Origin of the sequence: Streptomyces sp. NPDC059679 (assembly GCF_042734105.1) — a bacterium.
Taxonomy (GTDB): Bacteria; Actinomycetota; Actinomycetes; order Streptomycetales; family Streptomycetaceae; genus Streptomyces.
The window spans coordinates 1-22,800 of sequence record NZ_JBHWES010000045.1 but is presented as its reverse complement, the minus strand read 5'-3'; the positions used below and the strand labels follow the sequence as shown (position 1 = coordinate 22,800).

Here is a 22,800-nt window from a genome sequence, read left to right as displayed (position 1 = left end):
ATCGCGGCCCCGCCGCATTCCCGAGCGTCCCCGCCACCCCTATACGGCGCATCCGCGCAGCTCAGAGCGGTACGCGGGCCAGCCATTCGGCCACAGCGCCGGTGATCCGCGCCAGCGCCTCCTGCTGGCCGATGTCCGCCTTCTTGGGCACGACGAAGCTGTGGTCGCCGTGCGGGATCCCGACCAGTTCCGTCCCGGCGGGCAGCTCGGGGAACTCCTCGGGGCGGCCGAACGGATCGCGGCCGCCCTGGACCACCAGCGTCGGCAGACCGGCGCCCAGCAGCTCGTCGGCCCGGGACCGCTCCGGCTTGCCCGGCGGGTGCAGCGGGAAGGACAGCGCCAGCACGGCGCTCGCGCCCAGCTCGCGCGCCGTACGGCAGGCCACCCGCGCCCCGGCGCTGCGGCCGCCCGCGACGACCGGCAGCGCGGGCTTCTCCAGCGCGGGCCACAGCGCGCGCCAGCCGATGTCCAGGGTCTTCGGCGCGGGCGCGACCTTCTTGCCCGCCACCCGCCACGGCTGCTCGACCAGCGCGACGCTGACGCCCAGCGGCGGCAGCGCGGCGGCCAGCGCCTGTAGGTCCCGTGCCTCGATCCCGCCCCCGGCGCCGTGGCTCACGGCCAGCACGGCGCGGGCTCGGGGGGCGCGGTGCCAGATGATCCTGGCGTCCCCGGCGGGGGTCGGCACGGTCTCCCCGGTCTTTCCGGTCTTTCCGGTCTTTCCGGTCTTTCCGGTTGTGCCGCTCTCGGTCGTTTCGCTCTTGGCTGATTGCTCGGTCTGCTCGGCGCTCACATGCCCATCCTGCCGCTTACGGGCCACCGCGCCCGGAAGGCCGCTCAGAAGTTCAGAAGCCAGAACCTCAGAAGAGCGTGCTCGTCTCGGGTGCCTCCAGCTCGGTCACCAGCTCCGGGCCGTTGTTACGTACGTCACTGACGGCCGTGGCCACCGGGTAGGCGCGCAGCAGCCCCGCGGGCGGCGGGGCGAGCAGCGGGCGCAGCTCGTCGGGGTCGGTGCGGGAGGGGTCGAGCCAGTCCGCCCAGCGGTCCTCGGTGAGCACCAGCGGCATCCGCGGATGGATGTCGGCCAGCGACCGCGGCCCCGCGCCACCCTCGTCCCCGCCCTTGCCCAGCAGGGGAAACGGCTCCTTCTCCGCCTCGGTCGTGATGACGGTGCAGGTCACCCACCAGGCCCGCGGGTGGTCGTCCGGCAGCGTCCGGTCGCGCCAGAACTCGTACAGCCCGGCCATGGCCATCACCGAGCCGTCCACCGGGGTCACGAAGTAGGGCTGCTTACGCGGCCGCTTCCGCTTCCCCTGCTCCTCCAGCTGCCGCTCCCCCGAGCCGGTGACCCACTCGTAGTAGCCGTCGGCGGGCAGCAGACAGCGGCGCGAGGCGAAGGGGCGGCGGTAGGAGGGCTTCTCGTGCACCGTCTCCGCCCGTGCGTTGATCATCTTCACGCCGGTGTCCGGTGACTTGGCCCAGGACGGCACCAGTCCCCACTTGAGCGCCCTCAGCTGGCGGACCGGGCTCGGATCGTCGGCGTCCTTGACGGGGCGTTCGAGCACCGCGTACACGCCCTTGGTGGGCGCGACGTTCCAGTCCGGGGCCAGCGTCTCCTCCGGCTCCCACTGCTGCACCCCGAAGATGCCGACGAGGTCCTCGGGCTTCCGGCTCGCTGCGTATCGACCGCACATAGGTGCCACACTGCCACGACGCCCACGGCCGGTGACGCGAGGCCGTCGAAACCGAGCGGCCATGAACGACGTACTGAAGAGCAGAAGCACCGAAGACGGACGCGAGGAGTCTCCCGCACATGGACAGCACGAACGCCGCCGATCTGTGGGACCGCGTCGTCGGCACCCAGCCGGACCCCACCACCTGGCTGGTCGCCGCCACCGGGCTGGTCGCGCTCTCGGTGGTCGTCTCCCAGATCGCCTGGCGGATCGCCCGTAACGCGATCACCATCGCCCACGAGGGCGGCCACGGCCTGGTGGCGCTGGTCAGCGGCCGGCGGCTGGAGGGCATACGGCTGCACTCGGACACCTCGGGGCTGACCGTCTCGCGCGGCAAGCCCACCGGCCTCGGCATGATCCTCACCGCGGCCGCCGGCTACACCGCGCCGTCCCTGCTCGGGCTGGCGGGCGCGTGGCTGCTGGCCGCGGGCCATATCACCGCGCTGCTGTGGGGGACGACGGCGCTGCTGGCGCTGATGCTCGTCATGATCCGCAATGCGTACGGCGTGCTCACCGTGGTCGTCTCCGGGGCCGCCTTCTTCCTCGTCTCCTGGCTGACCGAGCCGGACGTGCAGGCGGCCTTCGCGTACGTCGTGGTGTGGTTTCTGCTCCTGGGCGGCGTACGCCCCCCGTTCGAGCTGCAGCGCAAGCGCCGTTACTCGGGGGCGCACGACTCCGACCCCGACCAGCTCGCGCGCCTGACCAACGTCCCGGCCACGATCTGGCTGCTGCTCTTCCACGTGGTCTCGCTGAGCTCGCTGATCGGCGGCGGTCGCTGGCTGCTGGGGCTGTGATCCACTGCCCCCTCGGGCCATGAGCCACCCGTAAGGTGTCCATACCAGCGGCGTGTTTCGACTGGGTTTCGCCGTTTTTGATCAAGAATCTCACTCTCGGCGAGCCACTAAAGTGAGAGCCATGACCGGCATTGAGACCCCCTCGGGCGCGCACACCGCCCTCTGGCCCGCTCCGCTCGCCGACGGAGCGGTCGACGCGACCGTCACCGTGCCCGGATCGAAGTCGGTCACCAACCGCGGCCTGATCCTGGCCGCGCTCGCCGCCGAGCCGGGCTGGCTGCGCCGCCCGCTGCGCTCCCGCGACACCCTTCTGATGGCCGAGGCACTGCGCGCCCTGGGCGTGGGCATCGAGGAAACGGTGCCCGACCACTCCCCCGGCGCCCAGGGCTCCCACGGCGCGCCGGGCTCCGCGGGCGGCGGCGAGGCATGGCGGGTCATCCCGGCGGGCCTGCACGGCCCGGCCACGGTCGACGTCGGCAACGCCGGCACGGTGATGCGCTTCCTGCCGCCGGTCGCGGCGCTGGCCGACGGCCCGGTGCGGTTCGACGGCGACAAGCGCTCGCACGAGCGTCCGCTGCACGGGGTGATCGACGCGCTGCGCACGCTCGGCGCCCGGATCGACGACGACGGCCGCGGTTCACTGCCGATGACCGTGCACGGCGGCGGGGCGCTGGACGGCGGCCCGGTGCGCGTCGACGCCTCGTCCTCGTCGCAGTTCGTCAGCGCGCTGCTGCTGTCCGCGCCGCGCTTCAACCAGGGCGTCGAGGTGCGCCATGTGGGCGCCGCGCTGCCCTCGCTGCCGCACATCCGGATGACCGTCGACATGCTGCGGGCCGCGGGCGCGGCCGTGGACGCCCCGGAGGCGGGCGGCGAGCCGAACGTATGGCGGGTGTCGCCCAGCGCCCTGCTGGGCCGCGACCTGGTGGTCGAGCCCGACCTGTCCAACGCGGCGCCGTTCCTGGCGGCCGCGCTGGTCACCGGGGGCCGGGTGACGATCCCGGACTGGCCGGAGCGCACCACCCAGCCCGGCGACTCGCTGCGCCGGATCTTCACCGACATGGGCGGGACCTGCGAGCTCACCGACGCCGGTCTGACCTTCACCGGCACCGGCCGGATCACCGGCATCGACGCCGATCTGCACGAGGTGGGCGAGCTCACCCCGGTGATCGCTGCGGTGGCGGCGCTGGCCGACTCCGAGTCCTCGCTGCACGGCATCGCGCATCTGCGGCTGCACGAGACCGACCGGCTCGCGGCCCTGGCCAAGGAGATCAACGAGCTCGGCGGCGATGTCACCGAGACCGCCGACGGGCTGCGGATCCGCCCCCGCCCGCTGCACGGCGGGGTCTTCCACACCTACGAGGACCACCGGCTGGCCACCGCGGGCGCGGTCATCGGCCTGGTCGTCGAGGGCGTACAGATCGAGAACGTGGCCACCACGGCCAAGACCCTGCCCGACTTCCCCGGGCTGTGGACCGGCATGCTCGACGCGGCGACGGCCCCCGCGCGGAGAGCCTGAGGCGCCGCCGCCATGCGCCGCTACGGCAAGCACACCGACGAGGACGACGTCCGGGTCCGCCCCAACCGCAAGGGCAACCGCCCTCGCACCAGCATCCGCCCCAAGCACGAGGACGCCGCCGAAGGCTTTGTGCTGACCGTCGACCGCGGCCGGCTGACGGTCCTGGTCGAGGAGCGCACGATCATCGCCATGAAGGCCCGCGAACTGGGCCGCAAGGGCGTGGTGGTCGGGGACCGGGTCGCGGTGGTCGGGGATCTGTCGGGCGATAAGGACACCCTCGCGCGGATCGTACGGGTCGAGGAGCGCTCGTCGGTGCTGCGCCGTACCGCGGATGACGACGACCCGTTCGAGCGGGTGGTCGTCGCCAATGCCGACCAACTGGCCATCGTCACCGCGCTCGCCGACCCCGAGCCGCGCCCGCGGCTGATCGACCGCTGTCTGGTCGCCGCCTTCGATGCCGGTCTCTCCCCGCTGCTGGTCCTCACCAAGTCCGACCTGGCCCCGGCGGCCCCCATGCTGGAGACCTACGAGCCGCTGGGCGTCCCCTATGTCGTCACCAACCGCGAGGAGTTGACCGACGGCGGCGCGGCCGACCGGGTGCGCGAACGTCTCGCGGACCAGGTCACGGTCTTCGTCGGGCACTCGGGCGTCGGCAAGACGACCCTGGTCAACGCCCTGGTGCCGGAGCGCAAACGGGCCACGGGCCGGGTCAACGCGGTCACCGGCCGCGGCCGCCACACCACCACCTCCGCACTCGCGCTGCCGCTGCCCGACGGCGACGGCTGGGTGATCGACACCCCGGGCGTACGGTCCTTCGGACTGCACCATGTGGACCCCGCGCGGGTCATCCACGCCTTCCCTGACCTGGAGCCGGGCACCGAGGGCTGCCCGCGCGCCTGCAGCCACGACGAGCCGGACTGCGCGCTGGACCAGTGGGTCGCCGACGGCCACGCCGATCCGGCCCGGCTCTACTCCCTGCGGCGGCTGCTGGCCACGCGGGAGCGGCGAGAGGGTGACTGACCCGCGACCGACCCGCCCGCCGACGGTGACGTTTGCCACCCGCCACGTGCGGTAAATGGATAATCACACGAGCGAGGCGGAAGCAGCCGACACCGGCACGGGAGGACTTGTATGGCGTGGCTGCTGGTCGTGGTCGCCGGGCTACTCGAAACGGGCTTCGCCGTCTGCCTCAAGCTCTCGCACGGTTTCACCCGACTCTGGCCCACCATCGCCTTCTGCGCCTTCGCGCTGGGCAGCTTCGGCCTGCTGACGCTCTCTCTGAAGAAGCTGGACGTGGGCCCGGCGTACGCGGTGTGGACGGGCATCGGGGCGGCCGGGACCGCGATCTACGGCATGGTCTTCCTCGGCGACCTGGTCTCCACGCTCAAGCTCATCTCCATCTCGCTGGTGATCGTCGGCGTGATCGGGCTCCAGCTCTCCGGCTCGGCGCACTAGGCACGACCAGGGCCCTGGGCCAACGCCCCGCGCACCAGGCCCTCCACCTCCTCCTCGGACACAGGCTCGGACACGGGCGCGACCACGTACGACAGCGCCAGGCGCGCGGCCGTCTCGCAGGCCTGACCCAGATCCGCCGCCCCGCCCCGCGGCCACTCCCCGGCCAGCAGGCGCACCGCCCGGTCCCGGATCTGCGCCAGGAGATCGACGGGCGAGGGCAGCGGATCCGGGATGCCAGGGCGCCGCGAAAGGGTTCCTGGGCTTCCCAGGCGTACGGGCGAGGGCAGCCGTTCGCTCCAGCAGCCGGTGAGCACCGCCCGCACCAGGGGGTTCGCGGCCGCCGCCCGTACGGTCCAGCCCGCCGCGGCCACCAGCCGCTCGTTCGGGCCTGCGGCACCGGTCGCTCCGGACAGCGCCCGCTCCACCCCGATCAGATACGCCTCGGCCTCGCGGCGCACCAGAGCGCGCGCGAGACCGTCCTTGCTGCCGAACTCGTTGTAGAGCGTCTGCCGCGAGACTCCGGCCGCCACGGCCACATCGACCATGCGGACCACCGCCCAGGGGCGGTCGGCGAGCGCGGTGAAGGCCGCGTCGAGTAAGGATTCACGTGCTGCGGGCATCGTCGCCTCCCAGGCCATGCGTCCCTATTCAGCGGCACGTGCGGACAGAATTGACGCACCGCCAGGTAGTGTCAATAGCCACGGCGTACGCCCCCGGCGCCCCCGTCCGGCCGTGGTCGTGTGGATCGGCCGATTCCGTGTCGATACTGTTCGGCCATGCCCGACTACCACGATGACCTGCGCCTCGCCCATGTACTCGCCGATGCGGCCGACGCCACCACCATGGAGCGATTCAAGGCCCTCGACCTCAAGGTCGAGACGAAACCCGATATGACGCCGGTCAGCGAAGCCGACAAGGCGGCCGAGGAGCTGATCCGCACCTCGCTCCAGCGCGCCCGGCCGCGGGACGCCGTCCTGGGCGAGGAGTTCGGCAGCGAGGGCAGCGGTCCGCGCCGCTGGGTCGTGGACCCGATCGACGGCACCAAGAACTATGTGCGCGGGGTGCCGGTCTGGGCCACGCTGATCGCGCTCATGGAGCGCGGCAAGGGCGGCGACCGGCCGGTCGTCGGGGTGGTGTCGGCACCGGCGCTCGGCCGCCGCTGGTGGGCGGCCGAGGGGCTGGGGGCGTACACCGGCCGGAGCCTGTCGTCCGCGAGCCGGCTGGCGGTGTCGCAGGTGGCGCGGCTGGAGGACGCGTCGTTCGGGTACGCCTCGCTCAGCGGCTGGGAGGAGCGCGGCAGGCTGAACCGTTTCCTCGATCTGACCCGGGCCTGCTGGCGGACGCGCGGCTACGGCGACTTCTGGCCGTACATGATGGTCGCCGAGGGGTCGGTGGACATCTGTGCCGAGCCCGAACTGTCGCTGTGGGACATGGCTGCGAACGCGATCATCGTCCAGGAGGCGGGCGGCCGCTTCACCGGGCTCGACGGGGTGCCGGGGCCGCTCAGCGGGAACGCGGCGGCGTCGAACGGGCTGCTGCACGGCGAACTGCTGAGCTACCTGGGCGGCTAGGGCCCGTCCGGTCCCCGGACCGGCTCATGCATCAGGGGGTACGGGGGCGCGTAAGGCGGTAGATCGGCTTCCGCACGCCTCTTGTAGGCGTCCGCGCCCCCATGTGAACATGTGAATCCGCGCGCTTGTGAACTTGTGCAGCCGTGTACTGTCGCGCGGCGCCGCGCGGCGCCGCGGTGTTCGCAATGCACGCGGTCCCGCATTGCACGCAGTTTCCGCGGCGCACGCCGTTCCGCAGTGCGCGCGGCCCCCGCAGTAAGGATTCGCCAAGGAGGTGGCACGACCATGTCCCCGCCCATGCTCGTCCGCGACGCCATGAGTTCGGTGGTCCTCACCATCGGCCCCGCCCACACCCTGCGCCAAGCCGCCCGGCTGATGTCCGACCGACGCGTCGGCTCGGCGATCGTGCTGGACCCCGATACCAGCGGGCTCGGCATCCTGACCGAGCGCGACGTCCTCAACTCACTGGGCGCGGGCCAGGACCCGGACCGTGAGCGGGCCCATGCCCACACCACCTCCGACGTCGTCTTCGCCGCCCCTCAGTGGACGCTCGACGAGGCGGCGCGCGCGATGTCCCACGGTGGCTTCCGCCATCTGATCGTCCTGGAGTCGGGCGATCCGGTGGGCGTGGTGTCGGTACGCGACATCATCCGCTGCTGGACCGGCGCACGTCGGCCGGCGCCCGCGATGGCCGGGTAAGAGCCGGGCAACGGGGCGCGCGAGGAGGCGAGATGCCCTCGGCCCCGGGCGCCCGAAGAGGCCGGAGCCTTTCGGCATCCGGCCTCTTCGGGCCGGTACGGCAAGCGTCCGTCAGCCGCGCAGGGCCTGGAATGGACGAGAAGATCGACTGCTCGACCTCGGCGAAAACGGATCCCATATTGGACAATGTCTAAGTCAAGAACTACTGGAGAGTGATACGAGGTCTGGTCATGGACCGGTCCGCTGCTACTCTTGCCTTATCTGACTGATAGGTGAATGGCATGAGTGACCTGCTGGAACGGCTCCGGGGACGCGGCTGGCGACTGACTGCCCAGCGACGTGTCGTCGCCGAGGTCCTCGACGGGGACCATGTGCACTACACCGCCGATGAGGTGCACGCCCTCGCGGCCGCCCGTCTGCCGGAGATCTCGCGCGCGACCGTGTACAACACCCTCGGGGAGCTGGTCTCGCTCGGCGAGGTGCTCGAGGTCAGCACGGACGGCCGGGCCAAGCGCTACGACCCGAACGCCCACCACGCGCATCAGCACCTGATCTGCGCGCGGTGCGGCACCATCCGCGATGTCCACCCCTCCGGCAACCCGCTGGCCGACCTCCCGGCGGAGGAGCGCTTCGGCTTCGCGGTCTCGGAGGTCGAGGTCACCTACCGCGGACTCTGCCCCGACTGCGCGGCCGCCTGAGCCCTCGGGCGGCCGCCCCGTCCGGGGCGCGCGGGCGCAACACGAAGGGCCCGGATCCTTGTGGATCCGGGCCCTTCGCCTTGGTAGCGGGGACAGGATTTGAACCTGCGACCTCTGGGTTATGAGCCCAGCGAGCTACCGAGCTGCTCCACCCCGCGTCGATGTGACGCAATGGTAACCACACGGCGACGGCTGGGGCAAATCGAGGGGAGAGGGGGCGCAGGGAGGGCGACGCCGCCCACGTCTCCGCGGCGGAGCTGCGCGTATCGCGTATGCGCCGGAGCTACGCCGTGAGCTCCTGCTGCAGGGCGTCCCGCAGCCGGGCCGCGCGCTCGGCCACCTCCGCCGGGCCCAGCTCGACCGCGCGGGCGCACCAGCGCTGGCCCTCGGACAGGGCGCCGCGGCGGGCCGAGAGCAGGGCCAGGCGCAGCGCGGCGCGTCCGTGGCCGGCCTCGGCGGCGCGGGTCCACCACAGGGCGGCCTCCGGCTCGCTGCCCTCGCGGGCGAGCAGCAGACCCAGGTTGAAGGCGCCGTTGCTGCTGCCCGCCTCGGCGGCCTCGCGGTACCAGCGGGCGGCCTCCACCACATCGCCCCGGGCCGCCGCGAGCATGCCCATGCGCACCTGGGCGCGCCGGTGGCCCTGGCGGGCGGCGCGCTCGTACCACTCCTCGTACTCGGGCACGGCCGGCTCCATCTCGGGGCGCTCGGCGCGCCCCAGGGACCCGCGCGGCGCGTCCCCGTCGGCGGACGGCCGGTCCAGCAGCGCGCCCAGCCGGAAGGCGGCCTCCGCGCTGCCGCCCCCGGCGGCGCAGCGCAGATGGCGCTCGGCCTCGCGGCCGTCGCCCTCCCGCAGCAGCGCGATGCCGACCTGGAGCGCGGCGTCGGTGTGCCCGGCGGCGGCGGCCCGCTCGTACCACTGCTGGGCGGCCCGCTCCTCGCCCCGCCCGGCGTGCAGGATGCCCAGGTTGAACGCGGCGTCCACGCTGCCGGCCTCGGCGGCCTTGGAGAACCACGGCTCGGCGCCGGCCGCGTCGCCGCGCTGCAGCAGCATGACGGCCACGGCGTTGGCGGCCTCGCGGTGCCCGGCGTAGGCGGCGCGGCGGTACCACTGCTCGGCCTGCGCGGTGCGGCCCTGCTCGGCGCAGAGCAGCCCCAGGTTGTATGCGCCGTTGATGTCCCCGGCGTCGAGGGCGCTGCGGTACCAGCGCTCGGCGGTCTGGGTCTCGCCGCGGTCGGCGTGCAGGGCGCCCAGCGCGTTGGCCGCGTTGCCGTCGCCGTCCTGGGCGGCGCGGTGCCACCAGACCGCGGCGCTGTCGGTGTCGCCCGCGTCGCGCAGCAGGAAGCCGAGCGCACAGGCGGCGCGGGCCTCGCCGTCCTTGGCGGCCGTCAGATACCAGCGGCCGGCCTCTTTGATCTCGCCGCGCTTCTCCAGGAGCGTGCCGAGGTGGAGGGCGGCCCGGCGGTGGCCGCGCGCGGCGGCCTGCCGGTACCACTTCTCGGCCTCCGACTCGGCGCCGGGACCGGCGCGCCCTCTGGCGGCCTCGTCCTCGCGCTTGTCGAGGATGCGGGCGAGCCGGTACGAGGCCTCGCGGTGGCCGCGCTCGGCGGCGGACCGGAACCAGCGCTCGGCGCCGATGTCGCTGCGGTGCTCGAGCAGGTCGGCGAGGGCGTACGCGCCCAGGGCATGCCCCGACTCGGCGGACTGGCGCAGCCAGTACTCGGCGGCGGGCTCGTCCCCGCGCTCGCGGTGGTGGCGGCCGAGGGCGTGGGCCGCGGCGGCGGACCCGGCGACGGCGGCGATGCGCCACCAGCCGGCCGCCTCGTCGGCGTAGCCGCGCTGGTGCAGGAGGACGCCGAGGTTGTTGGCCGCGGCGCGGTCGCCCGCCGCGGTGGCCGCGCGTAGCTGCGGCTCGGCGCCGTCGAGGTCGCCGCGGCGCAGCAGCAGCGAGCCCAGGGCGCTCATCGACCCGACGTCGCCGGACTCGGCGGCCCGGCGGTGCCGGGTCTCCTCCTCGTCCTCGGCACCGTCGTGCGGATGCGCAAAACGCCCTGTCTCCAACAGACTGACCCTGTCCCCCATAAATTCCATCGTGTCATCACCTGCAACCCGGGTACACCTTGGTATACCGCAGCCGGTGAGGTCACTTCAGCGTTTTGTCGACATGCCCACAGAGAGACAACCCAAACGCTTGTATCGCGATTCTTTGAGTGGACATCCCGGTGGACGCACGACGAGGCCCGGATCCTTTCGGATCCGGGCCTCGTCTGTCAGTAGCGGGGACAGGATTTGAACCTGCGACCTCTGGGTTATGAGCCCAGCGAGCTACCGAGCTGCTCCACCCCGCGTCGTTGTGCCTCTACGTTACCACGGCGCGGAGTGGCCACCGCTCGGGTGTTCGCCCGAGCGGTGCCTGGGCTTCCTCAGGTGTCTTCTCTTCTGGCCTTGTCGTCGGCCTTGTCGGCGGATTGACTCTGCTTCTGGTCCTGCTGCCCGGCGCCCTGGCTCTGGCCCTTCTTCTTGGCGGCCTCCGCCTCGGCCTTGGCGGCCCGGTCCAGCGCGTCCTTCAGGGCCTTCTGGGCCTTGCCGTAGGCCGTCCAGTCCTGCGGGTCCTTCTTGAGCGCGTCCTGGGCGTCCTGATAGGCCTCCGCGGCGTCCTTCAGGGCCTGCGCGACCGTGGCGTCATCTGTCGGTGGCTTGGTCGTGCCGCCACCGTCACCGCCTCCGCCACCGTTGTCCTGGCCGTCGTCCGTGGAGTCCGTTGGTTCGCTCTGGCCGAAGACCACGTCCAGCGCCTTGCTGAGCGAGCTCTCGAGGGCGGTCTTGTTCCCGTAGCTGACCAGCACCTGCCGCAACAGCGGAAGGTCGGTACTGGCGCCGCGCAGATAGACCGGCTCGACGTACAGCAGGCCGCCCCCGAGCGGGACCGTCAGCAGATTGCCGTACTCGATCTCCGAATCGCCTCTCTTGAGGATGTTGAGCGTATTGGCGATCTTGTCATCGGAGTTGAAGTTGGCCTGCACCAACTGTGGACCTGGCACACCGGTATCGGATGGCAGCTTCAGGATTCTGATCTTGCCGTAGCTGTCGCTCTCCGAGTCCGCGTCCACCGCCACGAACGCGCCGAGGTTGTCCCGGCCCTTGGGGGTGAGCGTCGTCGTCAGGGAGAACGTCTGCTTCTTCTGGTCCGGCATCTTCATGCTCAGGTAGTACGGCGGCACCGAGTTGCCCTTGTTGGTCGGGTCGTCCGGCACCTGCCACACCTCACTGCCGCTGTAGAACGTCACCGGGTTGGTGACGTGGTAGCGGGTGAGCAGTTCGCGCTGCACCTTGAACAGGTCCTGCGGATAGCGCAGATGCTCCATCAGGCTGTCGCTGATCGCGCTCTTCGGCTTGACCGTCCCCGGAAACGCCTTCTTCCAGGTCTTCAGCACCGGGTCCTTGGTGTCCCACTCGTACAGCGTGACCTTGCCGTCGTAGGCGTCGACGGTCGCCTTGACCGAGTTCCGGATGTAGTTGACGTTGTTCTGCTGGGCGACGACCGAACGCTCGCCGTCCTGGTCGTTGAGCGAGTCCGCGGTCGTGTCGCCCAATGTCGTACGGGACGCGTACGGATAGCCGTCCGTCGTCGTGTAGGCGTCGACTATCCACTTGATCCGGCCGTCGACCACCGCCGGATAGGCGTCGCCGTCGATGGTCAGCCACGGGGCGACCGCCTCGACGCGCTCCTTGGGCGTGCGGTTGTAGAGGATCCGCGAACCGTCCCCTATGGCCCCGGAGTAGAGGATCTGGGGCTCACTGAAGGTCAGCGCGTACGCGGCACGGGTGATCGGGTTGGACAGCTTGACGCCGCTGTCGCCCTGGTACCGGTAGGTCTTCTCACCATCGCGGCTGGAGTAGTCCAGCTCCTTCTGCGGACCGCCGACGATCGAGTACTGGGTGGTCTTCTCGCCGTAGTAGATCCGCTGCTCGTAATCCGGGAGCTGGCCCCTGGCGGGCAGGTCGTCCTCGATGAAGTCCGGGGCGCCGCGCCGTGTCGTGGACGTCGTGGTGCCCTTGGCCGCGACCGCGCCGTACCCATGGGTGTACTTGAAGTGGTCGTTGATCCAGTTGTGCTCGGGGATACCGTCCGCGTTCAGCTCGCGCAGACCGATGACGGTGTCCTGCTCCTTGCCGTCCGGGGTCTTGTAGCGGTCCACGTCCAAGGTGTGGGGGAAGCTGTAGTAGTCCTTGACCTTCTGAAGCTGCTGGAAGGTCGGGGACACCACATTCGGGTCGAGCAGCCGCAGGCTCGCCGTGTTGTCGGCCTCGGCGCGCAGCTGCTTGCGGTCCGCGTCCTTGGACGCCTCGCCCTCGTAGGGCGACACCTCGGATTCGTCGAGGCCGTACGCCTTGCGCGTGGCCTCGATGTTCTTCTCGATGTACGGCGCTTCCTTGGCCTGCTCGTTGGGCTGGACCTGGAACTTCTGCACGATCGCCGGGTAGAGCCCGCCGATCAGGATCGCCGACAGCACCATCAGGCCGAAGCCGATGACCGGCAGCTGCCAGGTGCGCCGCCACAGCGTCGCGAAGAAAAGCACCGCGCAGATCGCCGCGATGCAGAAGAGGATCGTCTTCGCGGGCAAATAGGCGTGGGCGTCCACATAGCGCAGGCCCGTCCAGTTGCTCGTCGCCTTGAAGTCGCTCGACTTCACCGCCAGGCCGTACCGGTCGAGCCAGTACGCCACGGCCTTGAGGGAGACGAAAATGCCCAGCAGCACCGACAGATGGCCGGTGGCCGCGCCCGTCGCGCGGGCGCCCGGGCTGGTGACGCGCAGCCCCCCGTAGAGGTAGTGCACCAGCGCGGCGGCGACCAGCGAGAGCACCGTCGCCGCGAAGCCGAAGCTCAGCAGGAAGCGGTACCAGGGCAGATCGAAGGCGTAGAACGACACGTCCTTGTGGAACTGCGGATCGTACTGGTGGAACGGCACCCCGTTGACCCACAGCAGCCAGGTCCGCCACTGACCGGACGCGGACGCGCCCGCGATCAGCCCGACCAGCACGGTGACCGCCAGCAGCACCCACTTCTTGTAGGGGGCGATACCCATGCGGTAACGGTCCAGGCTCTGCTGCTCCAGCGACATCGCGCTCAGCGGCGGCCGTAGCCGGTGCGCCAGCCAGATGTTGATCCCGACGGCCAGGGCCATCAGGAAGCCGAAGACGAAGAACAGCCCGATCTTGGTCCACAGGGTGGTGGTGAAGACCGAGGAGTAATGGACCGAGCGATACCAGAGCCAGTCGGTCCAGTACCCCGCGAACATGACGAAGAGCATGGCCAGCACGGCCAGCACACCCAGGGTCATGAGCAGGGTCCGGACTCGCCGGGACGGTCGGCCGACTCTGATCCGCGGCCCTGTCGGGCCTCCGCCGCGGTCCGGCATCTGGAAAGCCAAGGTGCGCACCTCGAAGTTCGCTGTCGACTGAGCGGGTCCGGGCAGTAGGACCCAATGGAGCAACTTACTCAGGCTTTACTCAGTTCCCGTTTCCGGGTCCGATCAGGGCACGATATGACCCATGTCGAACGTTCCCCCCGCCTCCGGGCCGCTCTCCGCCAATCCGCTGACCCGTGCCGTCCTCGAAATCGACGAGTACGCCGCCGGGCTCGGCTGGGACCGCCCGGCCCGTCTCTTCGCCCTCGTCGACACCGCGCGGCTGCGCACCCAGGAGCCGGGCCTCGCCGCTCAGCTCGGGCTCGACGAGGAGGCCGAAAGCGCCCCCGCCGCCACGCTCACCCCCATCGAGCAGGACGAGCTGCCCGCCAACACCCCCCTGGACGAGTTCCTGGCCACCATCGCCTGGCCCGACGCGGTGGCCGGCTGCGCGCTGACCGTCGAGCGGCTGATGCTGCCGCCGTCCGCCGAGGGCTCCATGCCCGAGGGCCTGAACGAGAAGCAGCTGGCGGCGTGGGTCGCGAAGCACCCGGAGCGCCAGGAGGTCCGTATGACGGTCGCGGTGCTGCGGGACGGGGGGCGCGAGGCGGCGGTGCGGCTGCGCGAGAAGGACTCGCCCACCGAGGTGCTCACCGGCGCCGGCCTGGTGCCGGGCCTTGCCGAGGCGCTGTCCGCCACCTTCGCCGAGTGATGGCTGTGTTTGTCGGGTGACCGTTGTGGGCCCCCGGCCCGCCTCCGCGGGGTGGCCGGGGCGGGGGCCGCCGCTCAGCTCTTGGTGCGGTTCAGCTCTCCGCTCGGTTCAGCTCTTGGTGCACTTGGGCAGCGCGGCGGTGTCCCCGTCGCGGATCTGCTTCAGGGCCTTCATCGCCCCCTTGAGGGTGTGCACCTTGACCAGGGTGAGGCCGTCGGGCTTGTCCGCCGCGGCCGCCGCGCAGTTCTCCTGGGGCGTGAGGAAGTACTCCGCGCCCGCATCCCGCGCCCCGATGGTCTTCAGCTGGATCCCGCCGATCGGGCCGACGGTGCCCTTGTCGTCGATGGTGCCCGTGCCGGCGATGAACTTCCCGCCGGTCAGATCGCCCGCCGACAGCTTGTCCACGATCCCCAGCGCGAACATCAGCCCGGCGCTCGGCCCGCCCACATCGGCCAGCTTGATGTCGATCTTCAGCGGGAAGGTGTAGTCGACCCCGGCCTGGATGCCGACGATGGCCCGGCCGTCCTCCGCCTTCTCGGTGGTGACGGTGACCGACTTCCGGGCCGTGGCTTCCTGGTTCTTCTTCTCCGCGGAGGCCGCGTCCTTGGCCGGGATGATCGAGAAGGTCACCTTCTCACCGGGCTTGTGCTTCGTGATCAGCTTGGCGACGTCCTCCGGGGCGCGCACCGCCGAGCCGTCGACCTCCTTGATCACATCGCCCGCGTGCAGCCGGCCCTGGGCCGGCTTGTCCCGCTGTACGACGCCCACGATGACGTGGGTGTCGACCCGCTTGCCCAACTGCCTGAGCGCCGCCACCTTGGCGTCCTCCTGGGACTGGGTGAACTCCTCGGCGTTCTCCTGGTTCACCTCGTCCGGCGTCTTGTCGTCCGGGTAGAGGGTGCTGTGCGGCACCACCACGTCGTCGTGGGCCAGCCAGCCGTAGACGGCCTCGAAGAGGTTCATCTTGTACTCGGAGCCGGTGACGCTCACCGTCGTCATGTTCAGGTGCCCGCCGGTGGTCGCACAGCCCTTGTGCCCGGAGATCTGCAGCACGCACTCGCCCTTGTGCGAGCCCAGGGTGTTGTACGTCGGGCCCGGCGACATCTCCGCGTACGGCGCCGGAAGCAGCGCCCCCGTGCACAGCAGCGCGATCAACATCAGAAGGGAAGCGAGCATCGTCGCGGTGCGGCGTGGCATGGAACGACAGTACGGGACACGCCCGTCAGTCCACCGCCCGGGCCGTCCGTACGAGCCGACGACCGCTAGGCGGCATCCGAATCGGAATGTGCGCGCTCCATCGCGGCACGGAACCGCGCGTACCCGGCCAGCTCGGCGACATCCCCGGTCTTACGGGTGCGCGAGGCCCATGCCGTATAGAGCGCGGCGGCCAACGCGGCGAGAACCGGAATAAGCAACCACAGAAGCACACCCACGGCGGCCTCCCGTCCCCTGACACAACCGCGACTGACAGATGAGCAGATTAATCCTCCGCCAGCTCAACGCTCAGGGCAGGGTGCGGGTTACGCAATCGGAGGACACCCGTCCGCATGGCATCTCCCCCGGGCGTGCCTCGCTCACCTTGCGCCAGGCGCCCGAGGTGCTATGCGCCCGCCTACGCGCCCACCCGCCCTCCCGTCGCCCGACCACCACCCCTCAACGAGGCGCTACGCGCCCACCCGCCCACCCGTCACCCGACCACCACCCCTCAACGAGGCGCTACGCGCCCACCCGCCCACCCGTCACCCGACCACCACCCCTCAACGAGGCGCTACGCGCCCACCCATTCCTCTGTACCGTCCGCGAAGGTCTGGTGCTTCCAGATGGGGACCTCGCTCTTGAGGTCGTCGATCAGGCGGCGGCAGGCCGCGAACGCCTCGGCGCGGTGCGGGCAGGCCACAGCCACGACCACGGCCAGATCCCCGACCGCGAGGTCGCCGACCCGGTGCACCGCGGCGAGCGCCCGCACCGGGAAGTCCGCCGCGACCTTCTCGGCCACCCGGCGCAGCTCCGCCTCGGCGGTGGGGTGGGCCGAATAGCCGAGGGCGCCCACGTCGGTGCCTCCGTCGTGGTCCCGCACGGTGCCGACGAACAGCGCGGTGCCCCCCGCGGCGGGGTCGCCGACGGCCCCGAACACCTCGTCGACGGACAGGGGGGTGTCACGGATGGCGAGCAGGCGGATCGGATCGGCGGCCGCCAGCTCACCCGGATGGTCGTACCTACGTCCCATGCGCCCCATCGTGCCCCACGCGCTCACTCCGTGGAATGCCGGATGGCGGAACCCCGTTTCCGCTCAGGCCCTACGGCGCGCCTTACGGGCGCGGCGGACGATCGCCGCGGTGCCCACCAGGGCCACCGTCGCCCCCGCGGCGCCCAGCGTCGTGGCGTCCTTGCGGCCGAGCCGACGCCCCGCGACCGTACGGCGGCCGGAGACCTCCTCCAGCAGCTCGGCAAGGACCTCCTCGTTCGTCCATCGCGGGCGCCAGCCCGCCTCGTGCAGTCTGCTGCCGCTGACCGCCCAGGGGTGCATGGTGTACGCCAGGTCGCCCGCCGGGGACGGGGTCAGGCCCAGCCGGTGCAGCCGGGAGGCAGCGCCCAGGGCGACCGCCGACGGCAGCTCCATGCGCCGGATGCCGGACAGCTCCTCGACCTCCTCCTGTTCGAGCCACCCGTCACAGCCGACCGACAGCTCGCCCTCGACCTTCTCCAGGGCGGCGTACTCCAGCGCGCCGACCAGGTCCTCGACATGGCAGAACTGCCAGGTGGGGCGGGAGCCGGCGACCACCAGGAGGCGCGGCGACTCGAAGTAGCGGGTGAGCGCGGTGTCCGTGCCGCCGACCAGGATGGCCGGGCGTACGACGGTGACGTTCAGGCCGGGGTGGGCCCTGGGGGCGCGCTGGGCGAGCCGTTCGATCTCCAGCAGGTCCCCGACGCCGGTGGCCTCCGCCGTGGCGCGCAGCTCCGCGTCCTCGGCGAGCGGCACGTCGTTGTCGGGCAGCGCCCCGTAGACCATCGCGGAGGTGCACAGCACCACGCGGCGCACCCCGGCGGCCGCGGCGGCGGTCAGGACGGTCTGGGTGCCGCGCACGTTGTAGGCCGTACGGGCGGCCGGGTCGGTGCCCAGGTCGAGGTCGACGGCGAGGTGGACGACGACGTCGACGCCCCGCAGCTTGTCGGCGATGGCCGGGTCGCGCACGTCCAGGACGTGCCACTGCGCCTCGGTCACATCGCCGCGGCGCTCGTCGATGGCCAGGACGTGCTTGGTCTCGTCGGATTCGGCGAGCCTCTGCGTGAGCAGGGCTCCGGCGCCCGACGCGGCGCCGGTGACCGCGACGACAGGGCGTCGTGCGGTGCGCGGCGGATCGTTTCGCGCTGCGCGAACTTCTCGGTCTGGGGAACTCACCGGGCGTCTCCAGCGGTTGTCTTCAGTACGCAGCGCACTGACGCATACGTACCAGGTGACGTCCATCCTGCCGCAGGCCCGCTATCAGCGAAGCACTGAGCCCGCAAACCGGCGAGGTGTCTAGGCTGGGTGGTGATGCAAGGGCATTCGCCGCCGGCCAGGCCGGCGGCCCTACGAGCCGAGGGAACCCGTGAGTGACACCCCATTCGGATTCGGCCTCCCGCCGGAGGAGCCGGAGGACGGCGACGACGGCAAGCAGAAGGGCGGCCACGGCGGCAGTCAGGGCCCCGCGAATCCGTTCGGGTTCGGCGCGGGCGGTGGCGGCGGGGAGAACCCGTTCGCCGCGATGTTCGGGTCGCTGAACCCGGGCGACCTGGGCGCGGCCTTCCAGCAGCTGGGCCAGATGCTGTCCTATGAGGGCGGCCCGGTGAACTGGGACATGGCCAAGGACATCGCCCGGCAGACGGTGGCGCGCGGCACCGCGGACGGCACCAAGGACGCGAGCGTCGGCCCGGCCGAGCGCGCGGCGGTCCAGGAGGCCCTGCGCCTGGCCGACCTGTGGCTGGACGGCGTCACCTCGCTGCCCTCGGGCTCGGGCAGCGCGGTGGCCTGGAGTCGCGCCGAGTGGGTCGAGGCCACACTGCCGGTGTGGAAGGACCTGGTGGACCCGGTCGCCGAGCGGGTCGGCGCGGCCATGGGCGATGTGCTCCCCGAGGAGATGCAGGCCATGGCGGGCCCGCTGCTCGGGATGATGCGCTCCATGGGCGGCGCGATGTTCGGCACCCAGATCGGGCAGGCGGTGGGCGTGCTGGCCGGCGAGGTCGTCGGCTCCACGGACATCGGGCTGCCGCTGGGGCCCGTGGGCAAGGCGGCGCTGCTCCCGATCAACATCGCGGCGTTCGGCTCGGGCCTCGGCGTCCCCGAGGACGAGGTCCGGCTGTACCTGGCGCTGCGCGAGGCCGCCCATCAGCGGCTGTTCTCGCATGTGCCGTGGCTGCGCTCGCATCTGTTCGGCGCGGTCGAGGGGTACGCCCGGGGCATCAAGGTCGACACCGCGAAGCTGGAGGACGCGGTCGGCCAGCTCGACCCGACCCACCCCGAGCAGCTGCAGGAGGCCCTGCAGCAGGGCATGTTCCAGCCGGAGGACACCCCGGCCCAGAAGGCCGCGCTGGCCCGTCTGGAGACCGCTCTGGCGCTGGTCGAGGGCTGGGTGGACGCGGTGGTGCACGCCGCCGCGGCGCCCCATCTGCCGTCGGCCGACGCCCTGCGCGAGACGCTGCGGCGGCGCCGGGCGAGCGGTGGCCCCGCCGAGCAGACCTTCGCCACGCTGATCGGCCTGGAGCTGCGGCCGCGCCGGCTGCGCGACGCCTCGCGGCTGTGGGCCTCGCTGACCGACGCCCGCGGCCTGGACGGGCGCGACGGGCTGTGGGCCCACCCCGACATGCTGCCGACGGCCGAGGACCTGGACGACCCGGACGGCTTCGTCCACCGCGAGCAGCTGGACTTCTCCGAGCTGGACAAGATGCTCGGCGAGGCCGCGGGCGGCGAAGAGGACGCCAAGAGCGACCGTAAGGACGACGACAGCGACCTTAAGGACGACGACAAGGACAGCGGGGAAGACGGCGGGAAGGGCGACAGCGGCCGGTGAGCCTGCACGAGGACGCGGCGCGGGTGCTGCGCGAGTGGTCCGCGCCGGACGACGGGCAGGAGCGGCTGCGGCTGGATTACGGCGACCATCTGGCCGCGTATCCGGACGGGATGTGGAAGGCGTGCCAGGACGGGCACATCACCGCCAGCGCGCTGGTGATCGACCCGTCCCAGGGGCGCGTTCTGCTGACGCTCCACCGCAAGCTGAAGATGTGGCTCCAGATGGGCGGCCACTGCGAGCCCGGGGACACCACGTTGGCGGACGCGGCGCTGCGCGAGGCCACCGAGGAGTCGGGCATCGAGGGGCTGACGCTGCTGCCGGCCGGCCCGGTGAACCTCGACCGCCATCTGACGCCGTGCGCCTGGCACCTCGACGTGCAGTACGCGGCGCTGGCCCCGCGGGACGCGGTGGCGGCGATCAGCGAGGAGTCGCTGGACCTGCGCTGGTTCGGCTATGACGAGGTGGCGGGCGTGGCCGACGAGTCGGTGCGCCGCCTGGTGACCCGTACCCGCGCGCTGGTGTGAGGGAGGCGCGCGGGTACGGTACGCCCGGGGCCGCCCCGGGCCGTCGTGCCCGGGGCGTCGGCCGCCGCCGTCAGTTGCTGAAGATGTTGCCCTGGTTCTGCCCGCGGGCGCCCTGCTGGCCCATGCCGAACTGAGCGGCCGCCCCGCCGCCGATCACCGCGTTCTGCGGTGGCAGCAGCTCGCTGGGCTGCACCAGCGCATAGCCCTGGCCGAGGAAGCTGAGCTCCCAGCCCTCCCCCGTGTTGCCGCGGCGCCGCCACACCCCGCTGGAGTGCGTCTGCGCCTGCATCTGGACCCGCAGCGAGGTGGACCAGGCGACGATGGCGTCCGCGTCCACGTTGACGTACTTGTCGGGGGTGACCTGCATCATCAGCGGCTGGCCGGAGGTCATCAGGGCCACCTTGCCCCGGCCGGAGATGTTGAGGTTGTACTTCCCCGAGCCGGAGATGCCGTACTGGCTGTCCACCGCGATCGACTCCCAGTGCAGGGTGGAGTCGAGCGCGAGCACATAGGAGCTGTCGACGGTCAGCCCCTCGTGGTCCACATCCACGACATGGACGTGCTGGGCCAGATTGGCCAGGTAGACCGTGCCCTGCCCGGAGCAGCGCATCAGGTCCAGCGCCTCCCCGGTGCGGGCCCGGGCGCGCTGCTGCCCCTGCGTCTGGTATTCGCCGTCGAACTCGATCATCCCTTGGTAGGCGACCATGGTGCCCTTGCGGGCCAGTACGTCCTCGTGGCCGCTGAGGGTGACCCGCAGCAGCTGCGGGTTCTGCAGCGCGTAGCGGTCCTGGGTCTGGGCCTCGGTGAGGCCGAAAAGCGGGCTCTGCATGATGTCTTCGCTCCCCCTCAGCCCCGCGCCCGGAGCCGGTCAGTGCTGTCCTCGCTGGGCTGGACGACGACGAAGCCCTGCCCGGAGAAGCCGAGCTGATAGGCCTCGCCGCTGCCCCGGCCGATCAGGGACGACGCCTTGAAGCTGCGCTTCCCCTTCACCTTGAGGTTGGTGGACCAGGCGACGAGCGCGTCCGGGTCCACGTACGTCTCGTCCTCGCCGCGGCCGCAGTCGACGACGATGGGGGTGCCCCGGGAGGTCAGGGCGACCCAGCCGGTGCCGGAGACGCCCACGTTGAACAGGCCCTGCCCGGCGAACTTGGCGATGCCCTTGACCCGCTCGACGCCCCACTGGAGGTGGGCGTCGAAGGCGAGCAGATTGGTCCCGTTGACCGACAGCGAATCGCCGTTGAGGTTGACGCAGACGACGTCCGCGCCGTAGTCGGCGAGGTAGAGCAGGCCGTCGCCGCTGCACTTCATGAGCGGGGCGCCCTCCCCGGTGAGCCACTGGGAGGCCATCTGGCGCACCGCGGGCGGGTTGGGCTCGTACTGGACGAAGCCCTCGTAGGCGACCATCGAGCCGGTGCGGGCGAAGAGGTCCTGGCCGCTCTGCATGGCGACCTTGAGCATGCTGCTGCCGTGGTTCTCCATCCGGGCGGAGACCGGGGCCGGCGCGTAACCGGTGATCAGTTGCTGGTCCATGGCGGTCCCTTTAGACCTCGTAGGGCTGGACGACGATGAAGTTGCCGGGCGCGCCGCGGAACTGGAGGTTCACGGTCTCCCCGCTGTGGCCGGGGTAGGCGTTGCGGCGCAGCCGCACCTGGCTGGAGATGATCACCTGCGAGGCGGCGGACCAGGCGACGATGGCATTGGCGTCGGCGAAGGTCGTGGGGGTGACCGGCAGTACGACGGGCGTGCCCAGGGTCTTCACGATGACGGTTCCGGTGCCCTGGAACTGCATGGTGAACAGCGCGCCGCCGGGGATTCCGTGGCCCTCGATCCGGCGCACCTCGTGGTGCAGCCCCTCGTCGAAGGCGAGCACGCTCTCGGCGGACACACAGATGGCGTCGCCCTGGAGCTCGATCGGGTGAAGTTCGGCGGCGTTCTCCGCGAGGAAGACCTGGCCCTGGCCGGAGCAGCGCATCAGCTGCATCTCCTGGCCGGTCGCGTTGCCGACGATCCGGCCGCGGAAGCCGGCGCCCTTGTAGCTGAAGTCGACCTTGCCCTGGTAAAGCACCATCGTGCCCTGGCGGGCCAGGATCGGCTGACCGCCGACGCCGAGGTCGGCCCGGATGAGCCGCGGGTTCTGCGGCGTCCAGCGCTGGCCGGTGGGCGCCTCGCGGTACTTGGCGAGCGCCGCCTGGACACCGGGTGCGGCGGCGCCTTGCGGCTGGCCGTACGGACCGGGCTGGCCCGGCTGGGCGGCACCGGGGTACGGGGCGGGCTGGCCCGGCTGGCCGTACGGGCTCATCGGCGGCTGGCCCGGCTGGGCGCCGGGATACGGGGCGGGCTGGCCCGGCTGGCCGTACGGGGCCGGGGCGGGAGGCGCCTGGCCTGGGGTCTGGCCGAACTGCGGCTGCTGGCCGGGGAACTGGGCGGGCTGGCCCGGAGGCGGCACCTGTCCGGGCGGCGGCACCTGCCCTGGGGGCGGCACCTGCCCGGGGGGCATGATCGGCGCGGCGATGGTCGGCGCCGCGTGCACCTGGGGCGCGGTGGGGGCCGACGGAGGGGGCGTACTGCCGGGCGGCGGCGCGAAGCCCTGCGCGGGCGCGGGCTGCGGGGCCTGCGGCGCGGGCTGCGGCGGGCCGAAGTCCGGGGC

At 71.7% G+C, this 22,800-nt stretch carries 22 protein-coding genes and 2 tRNA genes; 10 read left to right on the top strand and 14 right to left on the bottom strand.

The annotated features are described in order from the left end of the window. Positions 1-61 precede the first annotated feature (61 nt). Complete coding sequence (locus ACFV2X_RS35615) at positions 62-685, bottom strand: alpha/beta family hydrolase (RefSeq protein WP_385624889.1); 624 nt, start codon at positions 683-685, stop codon at positions 62-64. 172 nt (positions 686-857) lie between these two features. Next, entirely contained in the window at positions 858-1,691 is an 834-nt protein-coding gene (locus ACFV2X_RS35610) for an SOS response-associated peptidase (protein ID WP_385624717.1), read from the bottom strand. 119 nt (positions 1,692-1,810) lie between these two features. Here ACFV2X_RS35610 and ACFV2X_RS35605 point away from each other — a divergent pair, with 119 nt between their 5' ends. The 4 genes from ACFV2X_RS35605 to ACFV2X_RS35590 all read left to right on the top strand — a co-directional run bounded on the left by ACFV2X_RS35605 (position 1,811) and on the right by ACFV2X_RS35590 (position 5,495). Then, positions 1,811-2,524 (top strand): M50 family metallopeptidase, encoded by a 714-nt coding sequence (locus ACFV2X_RS35605; RefSeq protein WP_385624714.1) that lies wholly within the window; start codon positions 1,811-1,813, stop codon positions 2,522-2,524. A gap of 121 nt (positions 2,525-2,645) precedes the next feature. Further along, on the top strand, positions 2,646-4,040 hold the full coding sequence (gene aroA / locus ACFV2X_RS35600; RefSeq protein WP_385624712.1) for a 3-phosphoshikimate 1-carboxyvinyltransferase: 1,395 nt from the start codon (positions 2,646-2,648) through the stop codon (positions 4,038-4,040). Between the two features lie 12 nt (positions 4,041-4,052). Continuing rightward, complete coding sequence (gene rsgA / locus ACFV2X_RS35595) at positions 4,053-5,060, top strand: ribosome small subunit-dependent GTPase A (protein WP_385624710.1); 1,008 nt, start codon at positions 4,053-4,055, stop codon at positions 5,058-5,060. A gap of 111 nt (positions 5,061-5,171) precedes the next feature. Beyond that, positions 5,172-5,495: a multidrug efflux SMR transporter gene (locus tag ACFV2X_RS35590; protein WP_319687125.1), complete on the top strand. Its 324-nt coding sequence runs from the start codon at positions 5,172-5,174 to the stop codon at positions 5,493-5,495. Here the strand turns inward: ACFV2X_RS35590 and ACFV2X_RS35585 are convergent. After that, a complete protein-coding gene (locus ACFV2X_RS35585) occupies positions 5,492-6,115 on the bottom strand; it encodes a TetR/AcrR family transcriptional regulator (protein WP_385624708.1) in 624 nt (207 codons plus the stop codon). The two genes, ACFV2X_RS35590 and ACFV2X_RS35585, sit on opposite strands and share 4 nt — an antisense overlap. 156 nt (positions 6,116-6,271) lie before the next feature. Here ACFV2X_RS35585 and hisN point away from each other — a divergent pair, with 156 nt between their 5' ends. The 3 genes from hisN to ACFV2X_RS35570 all read left to right on the top strand — a co-directional run bounded on the left by hisN (position 6,272) and on the right by ACFV2X_RS35570 (position 8,463). Next, complete coding sequence (gene hisN / locus ACFV2X_RS35580; protein WP_385624705.1) at positions 6,272-7,066, top strand: histidinol-phosphatase; 795 nt, start codon at positions 6,272-6,274, stop codon at positions 7,064-7,066. Positions 7,067-7,363: 297 nt separating this feature from the next. Continuing rightward, positions 7,364-7,765, top strand: coding sequence for a cyclic nucleotide-binding/CBS domain-containing protein (locus ACFV2X_RS35575; protein ID WP_385624886.1), 402 nt, complete (start codon positions 7,364-7,366; stop codon positions 7,763-7,765). Between the two features lie 281 nt (positions 7,766-8,046). Further along, positions 8,047-8,463: a Fur family transcriptional regulator gene (locus ACFV2X_RS35570; protein WP_385624703.1), complete on the top strand. Its 417-nt coding sequence runs from the start codon at positions 8,047-8,049 to the stop codon at positions 8,461-8,463. 81 nt (positions 8,464-8,544) lie between these two features. On the opposite strand, the gene ACFV2X_RS35565 is transcribed toward ACFV2X_RS35570, so the two are convergent. The 4 genes from ACFV2X_RS35565 to ACFV2X_RS35550 all read right to left on the bottom strand — a co-directional run bounded on the left by ACFV2X_RS35565 (position 8,545) and on the right by ACFV2X_RS35550 (position 13,881). Continuing rightward, a tRNA-Met gene (locus ACFV2X_RS35565) sits at positions 8,545-8,621 on the bottom strand. A 125-nt stretch (positions 8,622-8,746) separates the two neighbouring features. Next, positions 8,747-10,552: a tetratricopeptide repeat protein gene (locus tag ACFV2X_RS35560; RefSeq protein ID WP_385624700.1), complete on the bottom strand. Its 1,806-nt coding sequence runs from the start codon at positions 10,550-10,552 to the stop codon at positions 8,747-8,749. Positions 10,553-10,735: 183 nt separating this feature from the next. After that, positions 10,736-10,809: transfer RNA gene (locus ACFV2X_RS35555), tRNA-Met, on the bottom strand. Between the two features lie 75 nt (positions 10,810-10,884). Next, positions 10,885-13,881 (bottom strand): UPF0182 family protein, encoded by a 2,997-nt coding sequence (locus tag ACFV2X_RS35550; RefSeq protein ID WP_385624883.1) that lies wholly within the window; start codon positions 13,879-13,881, stop codon positions 10,885-10,887. Positions 13,882-14,014: 133 nt separating this feature from the next. Between ACFV2X_RS35550 and ACFV2X_RS35545 the strand changes: the two genes are divergently transcribed. Further along, complete coding sequence (locus tag ACFV2X_RS35545; protein WP_385624699.1) at positions 14,015-14,581, top strand: PPA1309 family protein; 567 nt, start codon at positions 14,015-14,017, stop codon at positions 14,579-14,581. Between the two features lie 108 nt (positions 14,582-14,689). On the opposite strand, the gene ACFV2X_RS35540 is transcribed toward ACFV2X_RS35545, so the two are convergent. The 4 genes from ACFV2X_RS35540 to ACFV2X_RS35525 all read right to left on the bottom strand — a co-directional run bounded on the left by ACFV2X_RS35540 (position 14,690) and on the right by ACFV2X_RS35525 (position 17,981). After that, a complete protein-coding gene (locus tag ACFV2X_RS35540) occupies positions 14,690-15,778 on the bottom strand; it encodes a PDZ domain-containing protein (RefSeq protein ID WP_385624698.1) in 1,089 nt (362 codons plus the stop codon). 65 nt (positions 15,779-15,843) lie between these two features. Then, a complete protein-coding gene (locus ACFV2X_RS35535; RefSeq protein WP_385624696.1) occupies positions 15,844-16,014 on the bottom strand; it encodes a hypothetical protein in 171 nt (56 codons plus the stop codon). Between the two features lie 335 nt (positions 16,015-16,349). Continuing rightward, positions 16,350-16,808, bottom strand: coding sequence for a molybdenum cofactor biosynthesis protein MoaE (locus tag ACFV2X_RS35530; RefSeq protein ID WP_385624695.1), 459 nt, complete (start codon positions 16,806-16,808; stop codon positions 16,350-16,352). A 63-nt stretch (positions 16,809-16,871) separates the two neighbouring features. Beyond that, positions 16,872-17,981 (bottom strand): SDR family oxidoreductase, encoded by a 1,110-nt coding sequence (locus ACFV2X_RS35525; RefSeq protein WP_385624693.1) that lies wholly within the window; start codon positions 17,979-17,981, stop codon positions 16,872-16,874. Between the two features lie 190 nt (positions 17,982-18,171). Here ACFV2X_RS35525 and ACFV2X_RS35520 point away from each other — a divergent pair, with 190 nt between their 5' ends. Next, positions 18,172-19,629, top strand: a complete 1,458-nt coding sequence (locus ACFV2X_RS35520) for a zinc-dependent metalloprotease (RefSeq protein ID WP_385624690.1) — start codon at positions 18,172-18,174, stop codon at positions 19,627-19,629. Continuing rightward, positions 19,626-20,153, top strand: a complete 528-nt coding sequence (locus ACFV2X_RS35515; protein ID WP_385624688.1) for an NUDIX hydrolase — start codon at positions 19,626-19,628, stop codon at positions 20,151-20,153. Before ACFV2X_RS35520 ends, ACFV2X_RS35515 begins: the two co-directional genes overlap by 4 nt. 70 nt (positions 20,154-20,223) lie before the next feature. Here the strand turns inward: ACFV2X_RS35515 and ACFV2X_RS35510 are convergent, their stop codons facing one another. From ACFV2X_RS35510 to ACFV2X_RS35500, 3 genes are all read right to left on the bottom strand, one after another. Continuing rightward, entirely contained in the window at positions 20,224-20,982 is a 759-nt protein-coding gene (locus ACFV2X_RS35510) for an AIM24 family protein (RefSeq protein WP_385624685.1), read from the bottom strand. Between the two features lie 17 nt (positions 20,983-20,999). Then, complete coding sequence (locus tag ACFV2X_RS35505) at positions 21,000-21,683, bottom strand: AIM24 family protein (protein ID WP_089504942.1); 684 nt, start codon at positions 21,681-21,683, stop codon at positions 21,000-21,002. Positions 21,684-21,693: 10 nt separating this feature from the next. Then, positions 21,694-22,800: AIM24 family protein (locus ACFV2X_RS35500; RefSeq protein WP_385624682.1), on the bottom strand; the 1,107-nt coding region annotated here is incomplete at its 5' end.

What these genes read in the sequence shown, in the direction of transcription:
- ACFV2X_RS35610 (WP_385624717.1), bottom strand. Translation starts at nt 1,691, where the DNA reads ATGTGCGGTCGATACGCAGCGAGCCGGAAGCCCGAGGACCTCGTCGGC.
- ACFV2X_RS35605 (WP_385624714.1), top strand. Translation starts at nt 1,811, where the DNA reads ATGGACAGCACGAACGCCGCCGATCTGTGGGACCGCGTCGTCGGCACC.
- aroA (WP_385624712.1), top strand. Translation starts at nt 2,646, where the DNA reads ATGACCGGCATTGAGACCCCCTCGGGCGCGCACACCGCCCTCTGGCCC.
- rsgA (WP_385624710.1), top strand. Translation starts at nt 4,053, where the DNA reads ATGCGCCGCTACGGCAAGCACACCGACGAGGACGACGTCCGGGTCCGC.
- ACFV2X_RS35590 (WP_319687125.1), top strand. Translation starts at nt 5,172, where the DNA reads ATGGCGTGGCTGCTGGTCGTGGTCGCCGGGCTACTCGAAACGGGCTTC.
- ACFV2X_RS35585 (WP_385624708.1), bottom strand. Translation starts at nt 6,115, where the DNA reads ATGCCCGCAGCACGTGAATCCTTACTCGACGCGGCCTTCACCGCGCTC.
- hisN (WP_385624705.1), top strand. Translation starts at nt 6,272, where the DNA reads ATGCCCGACTACCACGATGACCTGCGCCTCGCCCATGTACTCGCCGAT.
- ACFV2X_RS35575 (WP_385624886.1), top strand. Translation starts at nt 7,364, where the DNA reads ATGCTCGTCCGCGACGCCATGAGTTCGGTGGTCCTCACCATCGGCCCC.
- ACFV2X_RS35570 (WP_385624703.1), top strand. Translation starts at nt 8,047, where the DNA reads ATGAGTGACCTGCTGGAACGGCTCCGGGGACGCGGCTGGCGACTGACT.
- ACFV2X_RS35560 (WP_385624700.1), bottom strand. Translation starts at nt 10,552, where the DNA reads ATGGAATTTATGGGGGACAGGGTCAGTCTGTTGGAGACAGGGCGTTTT.
- ACFV2X_RS35550 (WP_385624883.1), bottom strand. Translation starts at nt 13,881, where the DNA reads ATGCCGGACCGCGGCGGAGGCCCGACAGGGCCGCGGATCAGAGTCGGC.
- ACFV2X_RS35545 (WP_385624699.1), top strand. Translation starts at nt 14,015, where the DNA reads ATGTCGAACGTTCCCCCCGCCTCCGGGCCGCTCTCCGCCAATCCGCTG.
- ACFV2X_RS35540 (WP_385624698.1), bottom strand. Translation starts at nt 15,778, where the DNA reads ATGCCACGCCGCACCGCGACGATGCTCGCTTCCCTTCTGATGTTGATC.
- ACFV2X_RS35530 (WP_385624695.1), bottom strand. Translation starts at nt 16,808, where the DNA reads ATGGGACGTAGGTACGACCATCCGGGTGAGCTGGCGGCCGCCGATCCG.
- ACFV2X_RS35510 (WP_385624685.1), bottom strand. Translation starts at nt 20,982, where the DNA reads ATGCAGAGCCCGCTTTTCGGCCTCACCGAGGCCCAGACCCAGGACCGC.
- ACFV2X_RS35505 (WP_089504942.1), bottom strand. Translation starts at nt 21,683, where the DNA reads ATGGACCAGCAACTGATCACCGGTTACGCGCCGGCCCCGGTCTCCGCC.